Below are 17,217 nucleotides of genomic sequence, written 5' to 3'. Positions count from 1 at the left end.
AGGCGCCGTCCGCCTCACGGCTCGCTCGGCCCCTCCGCCTCCTCCGCCTCCGGCTCCGGCCGGGGCGCCGCCTGCGGCACCGGGGCGGGCCGCGCTGCGGCTGCGGCTGCCTTCGCCACCGGCGCCGGCCGCCACGGCCGCGTCTCCCCCGGCCGCCGGGCGGTCTCGATCACCGGCCCGTGCGCGGTGAAGCGCAGGGTCGTCGCCCCATGCGCCGCCAGAAATGTCCGGTCGAGCACATGCGCCGCGGCGCATCCCGGGGGCGCCTCCAGGCGGGAGACCACCACGGTCGCCCGGGCGCAATCCTCCGGGAAGGCGCGCTTGTCGCGCACCACGGCCACGCTGACGCCGCCGGCTCCGTTGCGGCCGGGTCCATGATCGCCGGGCCCATGATCGCCGGGTCCATGGCCGACGCAGCCGAGCTTGTCGCAGCGGGCGCCGGCGGCCAGCCCGGGATCGTCGCGGGAGCGGCCGTCGCCATCGGCCTTCAGCCATTGTTCGAGCACGAAGGCGGGCGGGCGCCCGAGCACCACGAGGCGCCCGTCAGCGCCGCGCAGGGCCGCGCCGCCGCCCTCGCGGTCGACATAGAGGTCCGGCCGCACCGGGGCCGCCGCCAGGGCGAGACCGAGGAGGCCGGGCCCGAGGCCGAGCCAGCGCAATCCCGAGGCCGGCAGCACCAGCAGCAGCAAGGCCAGCGTCATCAGCCCGAGCGCGCCCGGTCCGAAGGCCGGCAGCACCAGGGTGGCGCGGTCGAAGCCCTGGATCCAGGCCGAGATGTCGATCATCCCGCGCACGGCGAGGCCCATCGTCCACCAGACCGGCTGGTCGAGGGCGAAGGGCGTGGCCAGGATGCCGAGCACCGCCGCCGGCATCACCACGAGCGAGACGAGCGGCAGGGTCAGCGCATTGCCGACGAGGCCGAACGGCTGCACGGTCTGGAAGTGGTAGGTGGCGAAGGGTGCGGTGGCGACCTGCGCCACCAGGGTGGTGGCGAGGGTGCCGATCACCGTGGCGAGGCCCCAGGCCAGCGCCCGGGTGACCGGCCCGCCGCCCTCCGGGTTCCACAGGCGTCCGTCGATCAGCCGGGCGCAGGCGACGAGGCCCGCCACCGCCCCGAACGACATCTGGAAGCTCGGGCCGAGCAGACCTTCCGGCTCGCGGGAGAGCGAGATCAGCGCCGCCAGCGCCAGGTTGCGCAGGCTGAGCGCTGGCCGGTCGACCAGGATCGCGCCGAGCATCACCAGGGTCATCACCAGCGAGCGCTCGGCGGCGAGGTCCCAGCCCGAGAAGGCACAGTAGCCGGTGACCCCGACCATCGCGAAGGCCGCCGCGATCTTCTTGATCGGCCAGGCCAGCGCCAGGCCCGGCCCGAGGGCCAGGAGCGCCCGGGCGAGCCAGAACACGACGCCGGCGGCCAGCACCATGTGGAGACCCGAGATGGACACGACGTGATAGATGCCCGCCGCCCGCAGGGCATCGTTGGTGGGCTGGTCGATGAGGCCGCGCTTGCCGGTGACGAGGGCGGCCGCCACCGCGCCGGCCGGCCCGCCATTGGAGTCGGCGATGCGGCGGGTGAGCGCGTTGCGGGCCTCGTCGAGGCTCGCCGCGAGGCGCAACGAGAGCGGCGCCGGCGCCGGCGGCGGCTTGATCGCGGCCTGGCCGAGGAGCGAGCCGACGGCGCCGATGCCGCGGAAATAGGCGTCGCGGGCGAAGTCGTAGCCGCCCGGCCGCGCCGGCTCCGGCGGAGCCAGCAGCCGCGCCTTGGCCTCGATGTAGTCGCCGGGCTTCAGCCCGTCGGCGCGGCGATACGAGACCCGCACCCGGGCCGGTCGCTCGGAATCCGGCATCTCGCCGAGCCGGGTCACCCGCACCACCAGCCGGGCGCCCTCCTCCCGCTCCTCCAGGGCCTCGACGAAGCCGTGGAGCGGGGCGATCACCGTGCGGGCGAGCACCGGCGCGGCGACGCTTGCCGTGCGGGTGGCCGCGGCGGCAAAGCCGAGGAACAGGAAGGCGGCGGCGAGCAGCAGGGCCGGCGCCACGACCCGGGCCCGGAGCGCGAACGCAGCCCCGGCCAGTGCGAGGCCGGTCCCGAACGGCGCCGCGAGAAAGACCGGACCATCGGCCACGGTGAGGAAGAGAAGCGCGCCGGCCCCGAAGGCGACGGCAAGCCAGGGAAACAGCCGGCGCTGCGCCGCCTCCGCGGCGAGGCTGCCCGAGACCCAGCCGCCCAGCGCCGGCAGCAGCAGAACCGGCGCCGGCCACGCGCGCAGGCCGCGTGCCACGACCCCCGTCCCTGCGCCCGGACCCGCCATGCGATGCCCCAACCCGACGAGGCTGCGCCCGACCGCCGCGTCTCCCCGCCCGACAGGACGGCCCGGAGAACGGTTTCTTAACGGCTCGTCTCGCGCATGCTACAGGACCCGGCGCCGGCGGGTCGATTCACCCGGCCCTGCCCTAACGGCCCCGGCCACACCGATTTTTTGCTCTCACCCGGTTCTCGTCGCGCATGTCCTCCGTCGTCACCCGCTTTGCCCCGTCGCCCACGGGCTTCCTCCACATCGGCGGGGGTCGCACGGCGTTGTTCAACTGGCTCTTCGCCCGGCGCCATGGCGGCCGGATGCTCCTGCGCATCGAGGACACCGACCGCGAGCGCTCGACGCAAGGCGCCATCGACGCGATCCTCGACGGGCTCGCCTGGCTCGGCCTCGATTGGGACGGCGACGTGGTCTACCAGTTCGCCCGGGCACCCCGGCACCGGGACGTGGCCGAGGGGCTGCTCGCCGCCGGCCGAGCCTATCACTGCTACGCCACGCCCGAGGAGCTGACCGAGATGCGCGAGGCTGCCCGGCGCGAGGGCCGGCCGATCCGCTACGACGGCCGCTGGCGCGACCGCGACCCGTCCGAGGCACCGGCCGGCGTCAAGCCGGTCATCCGCCTGCGCGCGCCCCTCGACGGCGAGACCGTGGTCGAGGACGCGGTGCAGGGCCGGGTGGTCTGGCAGAACAAGGATCTCGACGACCTCGTCCTGCTGCGCTCGGACGGCACCCCGACCTACATGCTGGCGGTGGTGGTGGACGACCACGACATGGGCGTGACCCACATCATCCGCGGCGACGACCACCTGACCAACGGCGCGCGCCAGACCCAGATCTACCAGGCGCTCGGCTGGGACGTGCCGAACATGTCGCACATCCCGCTGATCCACGGCCCGGACGGGGCGAAGCTCTCGAAGCGCCACGGCGCCCTCGGTGTCGACGCCTATCGCGACCTCGGCTACCTGCCGGCGGCGCTCCGCAACTATCTCGTGCGCCTTGGCTGGAGCCACGGCGACCAGGAGATCTTTTCGACCGCGGAGATGACCGCCGCCTTCGACCTCGCCCAGGTCGGCCGCTCCCCGGCCCGGTTCGACTTCGCCAAGCTCGAGAACCTGAACGGCCACTACATCCGCTCCTCCACCGACGCGGCGTTGGTCGACGCGATCGAGGCGATTCTGCCGACGCAAGGTGCGCGCTGGGGCCTCTCCGCGCCCCTCGATCCGGCGCTTCGCCACAAATTCATCGCCGCGATGCCGGGGCTGAAGGAGCGGGCCAAGACCCTGATCGAGCTGGTCGACAGCGCCTACTACCTCTACGCGCCGCGCCCGCTCGCCCTCGACGAGAAGGCCACCGGCCTCCTCGGCAATGGCGGGCGCGAGCGGCTGGCCGGGGCGCTCCCCCATCTCGAGGCCCTGACCGAGTGGTCCGCCGCCTCGACGGAAGGCGCGGTGCGTCACTTCGCCGAGAGCGCCGGGGTCAAGCTCGGGCAGGTGGCCCAGCCCCTGCGGGCGGCGCTGACCGGCCGGACGACCTCGCCGCCGCTCTTCGACGTGATGGCGGTGCTCGGCCGCGAGGAGAGCCTGGAGCGCCTGCGCGAGCAGGTCGCCGCCTGATTACCAACGGTCGAAAGCAAACGACCTTTGGTTCCGGTCTCGAATGGTCGCCAAGCCCAAGGTCCCGGACATCCGCGCTTGGCAGCGACCCTTCGCGAGGGAGTCAACGGCCGCGTCGATCCCGGGCCTGCCCGAGATCGACGCGATGCGTCAGCATCTTCGGCCGTTGGGACAAGGCGTCCGATGCCCCCGCCGGCCCGGCCTAGCGGGGGCGATCCGACGATCCATGAACACAAACTGAATTCTGTCACCCGGGCGGGGAGCCGCGGTTGATGCCGGTGCGGCGATCCGCTAACCCGGACCCCGAGTGAGCAACCGCAGCAAAGACGCCGCCCTGCACCGGGGGCTGCGGTCGGAACGGTGCCGACGCTCAGTCACGTTGATGGAAAGGGTCCGCAACTCCATGAGCCTCCCCACCAGCACCCTCACGGTGAACGGCCGCGCGATCGAGATGCCCACGAAGGTCGGCACGATCGGCCCGAGCGTCATCGACATCAGCAAGCTCTACGCGCAGACCGGCCAGTTCACCTACGACCCGGGCTTCACCTCGACCGCCTCCTGCGAGTCGAAGATCACCTACATCGACGGTGACGAGGGCGTGCTCCTGTACCGGGGCTACCCGATCGAGCAGCTGGCCGAGCACGGCGACTTCCTCGAGACCTGCTACCTGCTGCTCTACGGCGAGCTGCCGACCGCGTCCCAGAAGGCTGATTTCGATTACCGCGTCACGCGCCACACCATGGTGCATGACCAGATGAACCGCTTCTTCCAGGGCTTCCGCCGCGACGCCCACCCGATGGCCGTCATGGTCGCCTCGGTCGGCGCGCTCTCGGCGTTCTATCACGACTCGACCGACATCACCGACGAAAAGCAGCGCATGGTCGCCTCCATGCGCATGATCGCCAAGATGCCGACGCTGGCGGCCATGGCGTACAAGTACACGATCGGCCAGCCGTTCATCTACCCGAAGAACGACCTCGATTATACCTCGAACTTCCTGCGGATGTGCTTCGCGGTGCCGTGCGAGGAGTACCACGCCAACCCGGTCATGTCGCGCGCCCTCGACCGGATCTTCATCCTGCACGCCGACCACGAGCAGAACGCCTCGACCTCGACGGTGCGTCTGGCCGGTTCCTCGGGCGCCAACCCCTTCGCCTGCATCGCGGCCGGCATCGCCTGCCTGTGGGGGCCCGCCCATGGCGGCGCCAACGAGGCGGCGCTGAAGATGCTGGCCGAGATCGGCACTCCTGAGCGCGTCGGCGAATACGTCGCCAAGGCCAAGGACAAGAACGATCCCTTCCGCCTGATGGGCTTCGGTCACCGGGTCTACAAGAACTACGACCCGCGCGCCCGCATCATGCAGAAGACCACCCACGAGGTGCTGAGCGAACTCGGCATCAAGGACGATCCGCTGCTCGACGTCGCGATGGAGCTGGAGCAGATCGCCCTCAAGGACGAGTACTTCATCGAGAAGAAGCTCTACCCGAACATCGACTTCTACTCGGGCATCACCCTGAAGGCGATGGGCTTCCCGACCTCGATGTTCACGGTGCTGTTCGCGCTCGCCCGCACCGTCGGCTGGATCAGCCAGTGGGCCGAGATGATCGAGGACCCGTCCCAGCGGATCGGCCGTCCGCGCCAGCTCTATACCGGCGAGCCGAAGCGCGACTACGTGACGATGGCTCAGCGCGGCTGAGCGTCATCTTTCGGATGATGTGAGAGCGGGCGGCACGCGAGTGCCGCCCGCTTCTGTTTGGAATGCATGTCTTTGAGCATTTTCCGACGAAGTGGATACCGGTTCGTCGTAGACAATGCGGCAAAATCAAAGAACGAGAGAAGCTTCGCGATTGCAACGCGATCGTGAAGCACTCTAGTGATCCGGTGTGGTCCTCCCTCCTCGCCCAGCGGGGAGAGGAGCAACCGTCCTTTACTGACGAGCGGCCGTTACGCCGGCACCTTGCCGCCCAGCTCGTCCTCGATATGCGCCCGCACGATCGCATCGAAATCGGGCTCGGCCTGGAAGCCCAGCTCCAGGGCCCGGCGTGCGTCGAAGGTGCGGGGCCAGCCGGCGACGATGCGCTCGATGGTGGGATCGGGCTCGCGGCGGATGCGGGCGACGGCAGAATCACCCGCGGCCCGGCGCAGGGCCTCGATCTGCTCGGCCACCGTGGCACCGACGCCCGGCATGGTCAGGTTGCGGCGGTCGCCGAGGCGCTTCGTGTCGATCGTGGCGGCATGGAGCAGGAAGCCGACCGCCGAGCGCGGCGAGGCGTGCCAGTGGCGGACTTGGTCGGAAACCGGCAGCACCGCCTCCTGGCCGGCGAGCGGCTCGCGGATGATGCCCGAGAAGAAGCCCGAGGCCGCCTTGTTGGGCTTGCCCGGCCGCACGCAGATGGTCGGCAGGCGGATGCCGACGCCGTCGAAGATGCCGCGGCGGCTGTAATCGGAGAGCAGCAGCTCGCCGATGGCCTTCTGGGTGCCGTAGCTGGTGAGCGGCGCCGTCAGGTACTCGTCGGGGATCGGATCCGGCATCGGCGCGCCGAACACCGCCACCGAGGAGGTGAAGACGAAGCGGGGCCTGTAGCCCTCGCCGATCGCCCGCACGGCGTCGTAGAGGCGGCGGGTGCCGTCGAGGTTGATCCGGTAGCCCTTGTCGAAATCGGCCTCGGCCTCGCCCGACACGATGGCGGCGAGGTGGAAGATCACGTCGGGCCGGCCGGCGACCAGGCGCTCGGCCTCGCCGGGATCGGAGAAGTCGGAGGCCGAGAGCGAAACCGGGATCGTCGTCCCGGCCGGTGCCTCGGGCGGCACCACGTCGTGCAGGGTCAGGCGCGCAATCGTCTCGCCGCCGAGGCTGCCGTCCTTGACCAGCCGGTCGAGGAGCTTGCGCCCGACCATGCCGGCGGCGCCGAGGATGAGGATATGCATCGAACCGTCTCCTCAGAGCGTGAAGCCGCCGTCGGCGATGTGGGTCTGCCCGGTGGTGAAGCGCGACTCGTCCGAGGCGAGGTAGACGGCGAGCGAGGCCATCTCCTCCGGCGTGCCGAGCCGGCCCATCGGCTGGCGGTCGATGAACGCCTGGCGCGCCGCCTCCACCGAGGTCTCGTTCATCGCCGCCAAGGCCGCGATGCGCTCGTCGAGGGAGGGCGACTGGATCGTGCCGGGGCAGATCGCGTTCGCCCGCACGCCGCTCCTGATGAAGTCCCGCGCCACCGCCTTGGTGAGCCCCACCACCGCCGCCTTCGAGGCGCCGTAGACGTAGCGGTTCGGCGCGGTGGCGTCGGCCCCCACCGCCGACGCGATGTTGACGATCGAGCCGTTGCCGCGTTCCAGCATCCCGGGCAGGAAGGCCTGGATGGTGCGGTGCATCGAGCGCACGTTGAGGTCGAAGGCCAGCTCCCACTCGGCATCGGTGCAGTCGAGGATGGTGCCGTGATGGACGAAGCCGGCGGCGTTCACCAGCACGTCGACCGGGCCGGCGCCCTGCGCGAAGGCCGAGACCGCCGCGTCCGAGCGCACGTCGAGGGACGAGGCGAGAGCCCCCGTCAGCCCCTCGAGCTTGCTCGAATCGAGATCGGTCGCCAGAACCACGGCTCCCTCGGCGAGGAACGCCGCCGCGATGGCGCGCCCGATCCCCTGGCCCGCCGCCGTCACGACCGCGCGCTTGCCCGTCAGACGTCCCGCCATTGTGTCCTCCCGTTGTGTCGCGCCCCGCTCGGCGGCGGGGCTTGTCCGTGAAGCCGCTTCGCCGTCGTCAGGCGAGGGTCTTGCGCATATGGACCAGGCGCCGATCGGCCAGGTCCTCGACCCGCTCGGTGGCGTAGCCCCGCCGCGCGTACCAGTCGATGTTCCGCACGAGCTTGTCCCCGGTGTAGAGCCGGAGCTCCGACAGGTCGAGGTCCCGCGCCCGCGCCTCGGCCGCCGCCAGCAGGGCATTGCCGAGGCCGCCGCCTTGGTGGGCCGGATCGACCGCGACGCTCCAGATCGTCAGGTGATCGGGATGCGGATCGAGCACCAGGGCGCCGGCCGGCGCCTCGCCGTGGTCGGACAGCCAGACCTCGTAGCGCGCCAGCACCTCGGCGGCCGGGGTGAGGAGTGGCACCGGCTCGACGCCGAGGAGGGCGCGATTCGGCGCATAGGCCGCCTCCTGGAGGGCGGCGAGGGCGGCTGCGTCGGCTTTGGTCGCCCGGCGCAACGGCGTGCCCGGGATCATGGCGGTCGTCAGCGCGCCGAGGCGCAAGCCTTGGCCGCCGTCGAGGTTCGCCGGGTCGAGCCAGCGGTCGAAGCCCTGACGGATCTGCGGCCACTCACCGTCGAGCATCGAGAACCACGTGGTGTCGCGGTTGCGGCCCTTCACGATCACCGCCTGCCGAAACAGCCCCTCGTAGGAGAAGCCGAGGCGCTGCGCCGCGTTCCTGGATGGCGCGTTGAGGGCGTTGCACTTCCACTCGTAGCGGCGATAGCCGAGATCGAAGACGTAACCGGCCAAGAGCCGCATCGCCTCGGTGGCTCCGGGGGTGCGCTGCAAGGCTGGCGTGTACAGGATATGCCCGACCTCGATCACCCGGTTCGCCCGGTCGATCCGCATCAGCGCGGCGTGGCCGATCGCCTTAGCCGTGCGCGCATCGAGGATGGCATAGAACAGCGGGTCGGCGGAGGCGGCACAGTTGTCGAGGTAGGTCTGGAAACTCTCGCGATCGGGGAAGGGTCCGGCCGGCATGTATTGCCACAGGGCCTCGGTGCCGGGGCCGACCGCGCCCTCGGCCAGGTCGGCGCCGTGCGCCGCCGCGTCGAGGGGGACGACCGCGACGTGGTGCCCGTCGAGGCGGATCCGCTCCGGCCCGGGCGCCGGACCTGACAGAGCAACGGGCCAGCCGATCGGCAGGCCGGTGACGGGATCGCGGTCCGGGCTCATGCGGGGTTCCGGTTCTTGAGTTCGCGGTCCTTGAGATCCTGGCGGAAGAAGCCGTTGATCTCGGAAAAGCTGACCGAGCCGTCGAAGCCGCCGAAGCTGCCCTCGTCGTGGATGCGCTTGGCGGCCCGGATGAAGCCGGTCCAGGCCGCCCGCGCCAGCGACGAGCCGACGCTGATCCGGCGCACGCCGAGCGCTTCGAGATCCGCGACCTTGAGGCCCGGATTGGTGCTCATCAGGATGTTGACCGGCACCGGCGCCAGCGCCTCGACCAGGGTGCGGATTTCCTCGCGCCGCTTCGGACCCGGCGCATAGACCACGTCCGCGCCGGCCTCGGCGTAGGCCTGGAGCCGGCGGATCGCCTCGGGCAGCGGCTCGGGATGGCCGGTGAGGTAGCATTCGGCCCGGCCGGTCAGCACCACGCCGGTCCCCGAGGCGTCGATCGCGGCCTTCGCGGCGCGGATGCGCTCGGCCCCCTCCTGGATGTCGTAGAGCGGCCGGCTCGGGTCACCCGTGGCGTCCTCGATCGACAGGCCGGCGACACCCGTCGCCACGCAGGCCGCGACGTTGCGGGCGACGCCATCGGGATCATGCGCGTAGCCGGATTCGAAATCGGCGTTCACCGGCAGGGCGGTGGCGGCGACGATCTCGGCGATGTGGGCGAGCATCGCCTCGACGGGCACCGCCCAGTCGGTATCCGGCAGGGCGCGGGTGAAGGCGAAGCCCGAGCTGGTGGTGGCGAGCGCCGGAAAGCCCATCGCCGCGAGGTAGCGGGCGGTGCCGATGTCCCAGGGGTTCGGCATCACGAAGCAGCCGCTCTCGTGGAGCCGCCGGAAGGCGGCGCGGGCTGCGGCGGGATCGGTCATCGGAAGGGTCTCGCGGGAATCGGGGCGCCACACTTTCATAGGGCGCCGCCCGCTGTAAACCGTGCGCGCCGTCCGCGTCAGGCGGCGCGCACCGAGGCGATGAACGCGGCAACCTCGGCCCCGAGCCGGTCGGACTGGCGCGCCAGCGCGGAGGCCGAGGCCAGGACCTCGGCGGCGGCGGTCCCGGCCTGCTCGGAATCCTGCGCGACGCCCGAGATGGTGCGGGTCACATCGCCGGTGCCGATCGCGGCCTGGGCCACGTTGCGGGCGATCTCGCGCATCGCCCCGCCCTGCTGCGCGACGGCGGTGGCGATCGCGCCGGCGCTCCCGTCGATCTCCCGGATGCGCGCGGTGATCGTGCCGATCGCCGCGACCGCGCGGGCCGTCGCGGCCTGGATCTGCCCGATCTGGCTGCCGACCTCCTCGGTCGCCCGGGCGGTCTGGCTCGCGAGCTGCTTGACCTCGGCGGCGACGACCGCGAAGCCGCGGCCGGCCTCGCCGGCCCGCGCCGCCTCGATCGTGGCGTTCAGCGCCAGCAGGTTCGTCTGCCCGGCAATGGCCGCGATCATCTGCACCACGTCGCCGATCCGCGATGCCGCCCCGTCGAGGGCCTGGACGAAGGCGCCGGCCTCGTCGGTCTCGGCCACGGCCCGCCGCGCAAGCTCGGCCGACCCCCTCACCTGCCCGTCGATCACCGCCACGGAGGTGCCGACCTGCTCGGCCGCGGCCGAGACCGCCGCGACGTTCTGCGCCGTCTCCTCGGCCGCCGCCGCCACGGTGGCGGACCGCTCGGCCGTGCCGGCCGCGATGGCGCTCATGCCGCGGGCGGTCTCCTGGAGGGCGGCGGCCGAGGCCGAGACCGTGGCCACCACCGCACCCACGGCCTGCTCGAACCGGTCGGCCATCTCCTGGAACGCGGCACGCCGCTCGGCCTCGCTGCTGGCGCGCCGGGCCGCCTGCTCGGCGACCAGGGCCGCATTCTCGACCATGGTGGCGTGAAAGACCGCGAAGGCCCGCCCGATGGCGCCGATCTCGTCCCGGCGCCGGAAGGCCGGCACGGTGACCGCGAGGTCGCCGCCGGCGACGCGCCCCATGGCCTGTGCCAGCTGCGTCAACGGGCCGGAGATGCGCCGGCCGACCCACCAGGACAGGCCGGCGGCGCACAGCACGACGACACCGATGCAGCCGAGGATCATCCGGCCGGTCCAGTCCCGGGAGGCCGCCACCGCCGCCTGCGCCCGGGCGCGCTCCTCCTCGGCGATCCGCGCCACCTCGGCGATGCGGGGCGCGAGGCGGGCCTGGATCGTCGTGAGATCGTCCGCCTCCTCCTTGAGGCTGCCGGCACCGACGAGATAGGCCATGAAGCCGTCGCGGTAGCGCCCGACGAGGGCGCCGATCTCGGCCCGTTCGGCCGCATTCAGGGCGGTGCGCCCCAGGGCCTCCTCGAAATCCGCCGCCCGGGCCCGCAAGTCGTCGCCATAGGCTTCGTCGCCCCGCAGCATGAAGTCCTTCTCGTGCCGGCGCATCATCAGCATCAGCACGGCGAGGCGCGGCTCGTCGATGCGGGCAAGACGCGCCTCGACGTCGTGGATGGCCGCGCGCAACCGGCCCTGCAACCCGTCCGTCTCGGTGAAGCCGAGGGTGGCTTGCGCGGCCGCGACGTTCTGGAAGCGGGTGGCGTAGATGTTGAGGCTGGCCCGCAGGGTCTCGGCCGCCTTGAGCGGCGCATCGTCCGGCAGGGGCGCGACCCGCCGCTCGATCTCCTCCAGGCGCTCGCCAGCCTTCGCCACCAGGGCCTCGCGCTCGCCGATCAGCGCGTCCCGCCGGTGCAGCAGGAAATCGGTCTCGACCTGATGGGCCTTCAGCAGATCGTCGGAGACAGCCGCGATCAGGCTGGCCAGATCGGAGGCGCGGTCGGCGCTCGCCTGCAACCTCTCCTGTGTCCAGGAGCCCCAGCCGAAGATGCCGCCCAGGAGAAGGACACCGCCGACGCCGAGAGCCGCAATCTGTGCGCGCAGGCCGAAGCGGGGAAACCTGAGCTTCATCGGATGGCCCATCGGAGGAACGGGCGCATTGTTTAGCCGGGGAAGCGTTAAGATCCGATGAGATCCCGCCCTCGTCCCGATATCACGATGATCCAAGGTGAGCGACGAACACTCCGCCTGGCAGAACCCTGGGGCATGGCGCCCCGTCCCCTCGTACCTGTCCGAGCGACCGGGTCCGGGGCGGCGGCAGGAACCTCATCCCTCGGCACGCAGCATCCGCGCCAGCTCGTCCGACAGACCCACGCTCTCGGTCGGCGGCCGCATCGGCCGCGCGCCGGCGAGCCCTGCGGCCGCCACGACCGCCCGGGCGCCGGCCTCGACCGAGCAGATCACCGGCACCTTCACCTGCGGCTGCACCCGCTCGGCGAGGCCGGCCAGCGCCGCGCCGCCCAGCACCACGACATCGGCGCCGTCGATCTCGGCGCAGTCGTGGCAGGCTGCCGCGAGGCGTCCGAGGGCGGCGTCGGGGTCGCGGGCGATCTCGCCGCCGGTCGGGGCGACGGTGCGGATGCCGGCCAGGCGCTCGGAGAGGCCGAGCATCGCCACGAACTCGGTCAGCATCGGCTTCCAGAGCACGCCGCCGGTGACGATCCCGATCCGCCGGCCGCGGGTGCAGGCGAGGTGCAGCGCCCCCTCCGCCATGCCGACGACCGGCACCGGGGAGACTTCCTTGAGGGCGAGCAATCCGGGATCGCCGAAGCAGGCGAGATAGACCGCGTCGCAGCCCGCGACGTGGGCCGCCAGCGCGTCGAGGGCGGCGTGGCCGGCGATGGCGGCGGCGGCGCGGCTCGCGATGTAGCGGGCGCCGAACCGGCCGGTGACCGGCACGATCTCGGCCGGGATCAGCCGCCTCGCATGGGCCGCCGCCTGTTCGGTGACGGCCGCGGTGGTGTTGGGGTTGATGAGCAGGATGCGCAACGGACCGGGTCTCCCGGTATCCCGCCTATCACGCCGTCACTTCTCGACGAAAGCCTTCTCGATGACGTAGTGGCCGGCCTCGCCGTGGTTGCCCTCGATGTAGCCGGCGCCGGCAAGCAGCTCACGGGTGTCGCGGATCATGTCGGGGCTGCCGCAGAGCATGAAGCGGTCGGCCTCCTTCGTCATCGCCGGCAGGCCGATATCGGAGAAGAGCTTGCCCGAGGTCATCAGGTCGGTGATGCGGCCGCGGTTGCGGAACGGCTCGCGGGTCACGGTCGGGTAGTAGATCAGCTGGTCGCGGACCATCTCGCCGATCAGCTCGTGGTTCGGCAGCGTCTCGGTGATCGTCTCGCCATAGGCGAGTTCCTGGACCTGCCGGCAGCCATGGACCAGGATCACCTTCTCGAAGCGCTCGTAGGTCTCCGGGTCCTTGATGATCGCCAGGAACGGCGCGAGACCGGTGCCGGTGCCGAGGAGGTAGAGGTGGCGGCCGGGCATCAGGTTGTCGAGCACCAGGGTGCCGGTGGCCTTGCGGCTGACCACGATCGGGTCGCCGACCTTCAGGTGCTGCAATTTGGAGGTGAGCGGACCGTTCGGCACCTTGATGGAGAAGAACTCCAGCTCGTCCTCGTAATTGGCGCTGACCACGCTGTAGGCGCGCAGGAGGGGCTTGGCTCCCTCGCCCTTGAGGCCGATCATCGTGAACTCGCCGTTGCGGAAGCGGAACGACGGGTCGCGGGTCGTGCGGAAGCTGAAGAGCGAGTCCGTCCAGTGATGGACGGACAGGACGCGCTCCTCGTTGAAGTTGCTCATCGTGCCAGGAATCCTGAAGGCGCTCGACGGGTCGCGGGGGGGGTCTCGGTTTGGTCTGCTCATCTCGCAGATGCGGCATCGCCGTCAAGGCGTCGCCGCACAGGCGGGGTCTGCGTCGCGGTCAAGCCGCAGGGGCGACGGGCTGTTCTTCGGAATGCTTCCAGTGCAGCGCCGCTCCGCCGGCTTGCACCGCGGCCGGCCTGCCGCCATGACGAGACCCCATACTCCCTACCCCTGTCTGCGGCGAGACCGGCATGATCGAAGCGGCGATGATCTGGAACGAGCCCAACAACAAGTCGCATTGGGATCCCGAGATCGATCCGGGCTGGTCGCTCTTTGCCGACACCCTGGATTGCGCGGCCAGGGCCGTGAAGGCGCAGGCCCCCCACCTGCCGACGGTGCTGGGCGGCCTCTCGCCGATCGACCCAAGCTTCGTCCGGATGCTCGACGGCAGGCGCGCCCTCGACCATGTCGACGTGGTCGCGGTGCACGGCTTCCCGCTCGACTGGAACCTGTGGCAGATCGACGAGTGGCCGGCCAAGCTCGCGGAGATCCGGGCGGTGACGGACAAGCCGATCTGGGTCACCGAGGTCGGCGTCTCGACCTTCGGGGCCGACGAGGTGCAGGTCTTCGGGGTCGACCGCACCGCGGAGCTGCTGGTCGGCCGGGCGCCGCGGATCCACTGGTACAGCCTCTACGACCTGCCGCAGGCCTGGGGCGCCACCACCCGGCACCGGGAGGCGGAGGGCTCTTCCTATTACCGGCATTTTTATATGGGGTTGCTGCGCGAGGACGGGACGCCCAAGCCGGCCCTGGAGCACTTCGCCCGCCACACCCCGGCGCTCGGCCTGTGCCAGTGGTTCCATTATCAGGATCATCGCCTCGACGAGGCGGTGGCCTGGATGCGGCGGCTCGGGGTGACGTATCTCCGCACCGGCCTGTCCTGGGCCGATTCGTTCCGGCCCGATGCCCTCGACTGGTTCGACCGGCAGATGGAGGCCCTGGCGGAGTTCGACGTGACCGTGACCTTCTGCTTCACCCCCGAGCACCGGGGCATCGCCCCCCACCACACCAGCCCGCCGCAGGTGAAGGAGGAATTCGCGGAATTCTGCGCCGCGATGGTCCGGCGCTATGCCGGGATGATCCGGCCCGGGCCGGCCCTCGGGCCGCAGCCGGCGATCTGACCGCCATGGTGGCGATCGCCCCGACCTCGCCGGCCGCTGACGCTTTCCTGGCGGCTCTCGCCGATCCGGCCTGCGGGCCGGTGGCGGCGCAGGCCGCCGCGCTCGTGGTCGCCCATCCGGACGACGAGAGCATCGGCTGCGGCGCGCAGTTGCCGCGGCTTTCCGGCCTCACCGTCATCCACGTCACCGACGGCGCGCCCCGTGACGGGCGGGACGCCGCGCGCCGCGGTTTTCCGGATCCGGCCGCTTACGCGGCGGTCCGCGCCCGGGAACTGGATGCGGCACTGACGCTTGCCGGGATCGCGCCGGAGCGGCGCATCGCCCTGGGCCATCCCGACCAGGGCGTGGCGGAGATCATCGCGCCGCTCGCCCGGCAACTGGCCGCCTTGTTCGCGGCCCGCGGCATCACCGTGGCACTCACCCACGCCTACGAGGGCGGCCATCCGGACCATGACGCGGTGGCGCTCGGCCTGCGGGGCGCCCGGCGTCTCCTCGGGCCGGACCGGCTCGCGGTGATCGAGATGCCGTTCTCCCATGCCGGCCCGGACGGGATCGAGGCCGGCCGCTTCCTGCCGACCGATCCGCCCCGGCGGGCGATCGCGCTCCACCTCGATCCCGAGGATTGCGCCTTCAAGGCCGCGCTGTTTGCCGCCCATGCGAGTCAGGCCGCGACCCTGAACCGGTTTCCGATCGCCCTCGAACGTTTCCGCGAGGCACCGGATGACGGGTTCGGCCTCCTGCCGAATGGCGGAAGGCTGCTCTACGAGAGGAGGGAGACGGGCCTCGACGGGACGCGGTTCCGGGCGCTCGCCGAGGCGGCGGAGCGGGAGATCGCCCGCGCAGGCTGACCGACCGGACGAGCCGGGACCGGAAAGGGACGGGCCACCCGCTCTCCCCCCGCAGGCGCGGAGAGGCGATGGCTCGCGCCGCTCCTGCGCCTGGGGAGCCTCGGTCGCCCGGCGCCGGTCAGGACGACATCGCCCGCTCGCGCTCCTCCTCCTCGCCGAAGCCGAGTTCGTCGAACACGGCGGCGGCTGCGCGGATCATCGCCTGCACGGAGGGCAGGTCGCGGATGTGCGGGCACGCGGTGCGCTGGAGATCGAGGATTTCGGCAGCGAGGCGCAGGGCCTGGATCTCGGCCCGGGCGGCCTGGGAGAGCGGGGCTTGCGACGGGGGAGAATGGAGCGCGGGCGCCATGATGCGTGCCTGATCGGGTATGGACGACAGAAGGGAAGGACGGTCCGGCGCGCGAGCGGCGCGAGACCGGAGAGGACGAGGCGTGCCGGACGTCACGACCACTGCCCGTCCTCGGCGGGAGCCGCGGCGGCAGGCGGATAGGTGCGGCCGACATGCCAGAGCGCGAGCCGGATCAGGTCGCGGGCGACCGGATCCTCGCACTCCGCGGCGCTCCGATAAGCCTCGATCAGGTGCTCGGCCAGGCGGTCGGCGGCGGGCTGCGGACCGGAGGGAGGCCGCACGAAGCGGGTGGCCGGGGAGAGACGGGTGTCGCCGTAACGGGGCATCCTGTGCGACCTCACGCTGTCAGGCCGCGCCCGGGCCTGGCCCAGTCCGGCAGGGTGGGCGGCCGGGGACGGGCCAGCACGGAGACGGCGAGGCCGTAGGCCGCCCGGGTCGCCTCCAGGGCCTCCTCGGTCATCGCGATCGAGACGGCGCAGAGCGAGCCCCCCGCCTCGGCGACTGGCAGGCCGAGGGGCCGCGGGCGCCAGCCGATCTCCGCCATCTGGGGGATCCAGTAGGTCTCGACGACGAGGTTCACGTGCGGGATGTCCTGTTCGAGGCAATGCTCGATCAGGCCCGCCGCCACGATGCCGGCGACCCGCGACAACGGCCGGTTCTCGCGAAAGCGCGACGAGGCGAAGAACCGGGTGCATTCCCAGATCCCGGGCCCGCGGGCGAACCGGCGGATGTCGGCGAGATGCGGGAAGACCTCGCTGAGGAGCGTCGGCCCCTCGGCGGGCAGGAGCCGCGTGCCGCCCGCCACCTGCCCGTCGCCGTCGATGGCCAGCAGGTAGCGCGTGGTCTCGGTGTCGAACCGGTCGCGGCCGGCGGCATCGATGGCACGCAAGGCCCGGCAGCCCCCCTCCTCGGCGGCGGCGCGCCGCAGGGCATGCTGCTGCGCCAGCGCGTCCGCGTAGGCGCCGCGGCTCGCCCGGTCGACGACGTGAAGGCGGATCATGCGCTGACGTCCCTCGCTCCGGCCCGATAAGGCCAGACACGCGCCCGGCGCGGTATCCCCGAAAACCGGTAGGGGGAGGACGAGTTTGGCGGCGGACCGCCGGGCACCGATGCGTGTTGTCGGCCCTTGAGCATTTTCCGACGAAGTGGATACCGGTTCGTCGTAGACAATGCAGCACAATCAAACAGCGAGAGACAAACAGCGAGAGAAGCTTCGCGATGGCAACGCAATCGTGAAGCGCTCTCAGCAGACTTGCGTTGGCAGGCTAAACGCTTCGCCCGCTTAGGCTCTTGTCTGATCGCAGATTTTTGCCGCCGAACCGGTGACCACTTCGGCGAAATCTGCTTAGAGCAT

Annotated in this window: 15 protein-coding genes; 4 read left to right on the top strand and 11 right to left on the bottom strand. The window is 71.6% G+C overall.

Annotated features, from left to right (window positions below):
- Nucleotides 1-14 precede the first annotated feature (14 nt).
- Nucleotides 15-2,312 carry a ComEC/Rec2 family competence protein gene (locus tag VP06_RS19950; protein ID WP_048465548.1) on the bottom strand — a complete coding sequence of 766 codons (2,298 nt, stop codon included), beginning with the start codon at nucleotides 2,310-2,312 and terminating at the stop codon, nucleotides 15-17.
- A gap of 194 nt (nucleotides 2,313-2,506) precedes the next feature.
- Between VP06_RS19950 and gltX the strand changes: the two genes are divergently transcribed.
- Nucleotides 2,507-3,928: a glutamate--tRNA ligase gene (gene gltX, locus VP06_RS19945; RefSeq protein ID WP_048465540.1), complete on the top strand. Its 1,422-nt coding sequence runs from the start codon at nucleotides 2,507-2,509 to the stop codon at nucleotides 3,926-3,928.
- Between the two features lie 403 nt (nucleotides 3,929-4,331).
- On the top strand, nucleotides 4,332-5,624 hold the full coding sequence (gene gltA / locus VP06_RS19940; RefSeq protein WP_048465539.1) for a citrate synthase: 1,293 nt from the start codon (nucleotides 4,332-4,334) through the stop codon (nucleotides 5,622-5,624).
- Between the two features lie 248 nt (nucleotides 5,625-5,872).
- Here gltA and denD read toward each other — a convergent pair whose 3' ends face one another.
- From denD to VP06_RS19905, 7 genes are all read right to left on the bottom strand, one after another.
- On the bottom strand, nucleotides 5,873-6,856 hold the full coding sequence (gene denD / locus VP06_RS19935) for a D-erythronate dehydrogenase (RefSeq protein WP_048465538.1): 984 nt from the start codon (nucleotides 6,854-6,856) through the stop codon (nucleotides 5,873-5,875).
- A gap of 12 nt (nucleotides 6,857-6,868) precedes the next feature.
- Entirely contained in the window at nucleotides 6,869-7,615 is a 747-nt protein-coding gene (locus VP06_RS19930) for an SDR family oxidoreductase (RefSeq protein WP_048465537.1), read from the bottom strand.
- 67 nt (nucleotides 7,616-7,682) lie between these two features.
- Nucleotides 7,683-8,843 (bottom strand): GNAT family N-acetyltransferase, encoded by a 1,161-nt coding sequence (locus VP06_RS19925; RefSeq protein ID WP_048465536.1) that lies wholly within the window; start codon nucleotides 8,841-8,843, stop codon nucleotides 7,683-7,685.
- A complete protein-coding gene (locus VP06_RS19920) occupies nucleotides 8,840-9,706 on the bottom strand; it encodes an isocitrate lyase/PEP mutase family protein (protein ID WP_048465535.1) in 867 nt (288 codons plus the stop codon). Before VP06_RS19920 ends, VP06_RS19925 begins: the two co-directional genes overlap by 4 nt.
- Before the next feature lie 77 nt (nucleotides 9,707-9,783).
- Nucleotides 9,784-11,751 carry a methyl-accepting chemotaxis protein gene (locus tag VP06_RS19915; protein WP_048465534.1) on the bottom strand — a complete coding sequence of 656 codons (1,968 nt, stop codon included), beginning with the start codon at nucleotides 11,749-11,751 and terminating at the stop codon, nucleotides 9,784-9,786.
- Nucleotides 11,752-11,946: 195 nt separating this feature from the next.
- On the bottom strand, nucleotides 11,947-12,669 hold the full coding sequence (locus VP06_RS19910; RefSeq protein WP_048465533.1) for an aspartate/glutamate racemase family protein: 723 nt from the start codon (nucleotides 12,667-12,669) through the stop codon (nucleotides 11,947-11,949).
- Nucleotides 12,670-12,705: 36 nt separating this feature from the next.
- Nucleotides 12,706-13,482: a ferredoxin--NADP reductase gene (locus VP06_RS19905; RefSeq protein WP_048465532.1), complete on the bottom strand. Its 777-nt coding sequence runs from the start codon at nucleotides 13,480-13,482 to the stop codon at nucleotides 12,706-12,708.
- Nucleotides 13,483-13,736: 254 nt separating this feature from the next.
- On the opposite strand from VP06_RS19905, the gene VP06_RS19900 reads away from it, so the two are divergent.
- Together VP06_RS19900 and VP06_RS19895 are read left to right on the top strand one after the other, a co-directional pair.
- Nucleotides 13,737-14,666, top strand: a complete 930-nt coding sequence (locus VP06_RS19900; RefSeq protein WP_048465531.1) for a glycoside hydrolase 5 family protein — start codon at nucleotides 13,737-13,739, stop codon at nucleotides 14,664-14,666.
- Between the two features lie 5 nt (nucleotides 14,667-14,671).
- A complete protein-coding gene (locus VP06_RS19895) occupies nucleotides 14,672-15,514 on the top strand; it encodes a PIG-L deacetylase family protein (RefSeq protein ID WP_048465530.1) in 843 nt (280 codons plus the stop codon).
- Nucleotides 15,515-15,632: 118 nt separating this feature from the next.
- Here VP06_RS19895 and VP06_RS19890 read toward each other — a convergent pair whose 3' ends face one another.
- The 3 genes from VP06_RS19890 to VP06_RS19880 form a co-directional block, all read right to left on the bottom strand.
- The gene (locus VP06_RS19890; protein WP_048465529.1) at nucleotides 15,633-15,863 is read right to left on the bottom strand and encodes a hypothetical protein; all 231 of its coding nucleotides are present in this window, start codon (nucleotides 15,861-15,863) and stop codon (nucleotides 15,633-15,635) included.
- A gap of 92 nt (nucleotides 15,864-15,955) precedes the next feature.
- Complete coding sequence (locus VP06_RS19885) at nucleotides 15,956-16,189, bottom strand: hypothetical protein (RefSeq protein ID WP_048465528.1); 234 nt, start codon at nucleotides 16,187-16,189, stop codon at nucleotides 15,956-15,958.
- A gap of 11 nt (nucleotides 16,190-16,200) precedes the next feature.
- On the bottom strand, nucleotides 16,201-16,863 hold the full coding sequence (locus tag VP06_RS19880) for an acyl-homoserine-lactone synthase (protein ID WP_053081943.1): 663 nt from the start codon (nucleotides 16,861-16,863) through the stop codon (nucleotides 16,201-16,203).
- Nucleotides 16,864-17,217: the final 354 nt, after the last annotated feature.

The organism is Methylobacterium aquaticum, assembly GCF_001043915.1.
Classification (GTDB): Bacteria; Pseudomonadota; Alphaproteobacteria; order Rhizobiales; family Beijerinckiaceae; genus Methylobacterium; species Methylobacterium aquaticum.
The sequence above is the reverse complement of the archived record's forward strand: the minus strand, read 5'-3'. Positions and strand labels throughout refer to the sequence as shown.

Bases quoted from the DNA above. Each gene is read 5' to 3' on its own strand.
- VP06_RS19950 (WP_048465548.1), bottom strand. From the start codon at position 2,312: ATGGCGGGTCCGGGCGCAGGGACGGGGGTCGTGGCACGCGGCCTGCGC.
- gltX (WP_048465540.1), top strand. From the start codon at position 2,507: ATGTCCTCCGTCGTCACCCGCTTTGCCCCGTCGCCCACGGGCTTCCTC.
- gltA (WP_048465539.1), top strand. From the start codon at position 4,332: ATGAGCCTCCCCACCAGCACCCTCACGGTGAACGGCCGCGCGATCGAG.
- denD (WP_048465538.1), bottom strand. From the start codon at position 6,856: ATGCATATCCTCATCCTCGGCGCCGCCGGCATGGTCGGGCGCAAGCTC.
- VP06_RS19930 (WP_048465537.1), bottom strand. From the start codon at position 7,615: ATGGCGGGACGTCTGACGGGCAAGCGCGCGGTCGTGACGGCGGCGGGC.
- VP06_RS19925 (WP_048465536.1), bottom strand. From the start codon at position 8,843: ATGAGCCCGGACCGCGATCCCGTCACCGGCCTGCCGATCGGCTGGCCC.
- VP06_RS19920 (WP_048465535.1), bottom strand. From the start codon at position 9,706: ATGACCGATCCCGCCGCAGCCCGCGCCGCCTTCCGGCGGCTCCACGAG.
- VP06_RS19915 (WP_048465534.1), bottom strand. From the start codon at position 11,751: ATGAAGCTCAGGTTTCCCCGCTTCGGCCTGCGCGCACAGATTGCGGCT.
- VP06_RS19905 (WP_048465532.1), bottom strand. From the start codon at position 13,482: ATGAGCAACTTCAACGAGGAGCGCGTCCTGTCCGTCCATCACTGGACG.
- VP06_RS19900 (WP_048465531.1), top strand. From the start codon at position 13,737: ATGATCGAAGCGGCGATGATCTGGAACGAGCCCAACAACAAGTCGCAT.
- VP06_RS19895 (WP_048465530.1), top strand. From the start codon at position 14,672: ATGGTGGCGATCGCCCCGACCTCGCCGGCCGCTGACGCTTTCCTGGCG.
- VP06_RS19890 (WP_048465529.1), bottom strand. From the start codon at position 15,863: ATGGCGCCCGCGCTCCATTCTCCCCCGTCGCAAGCCCCGCTCTCCCAG.
- VP06_RS19885 (WP_048465528.1), bottom strand. From the start codon at position 16,189: ATGCCCCGTTACGGCGACACCCGTCTCTCCCCGGCCACCCGCTTCGTG.
- VP06_RS19880 (WP_053081943.1), bottom strand. From the start codon at position 16,863: ATGATCCGCCTTCACGTCGTCGACCGGGCGAGCCGCGGCGCCTACGCG.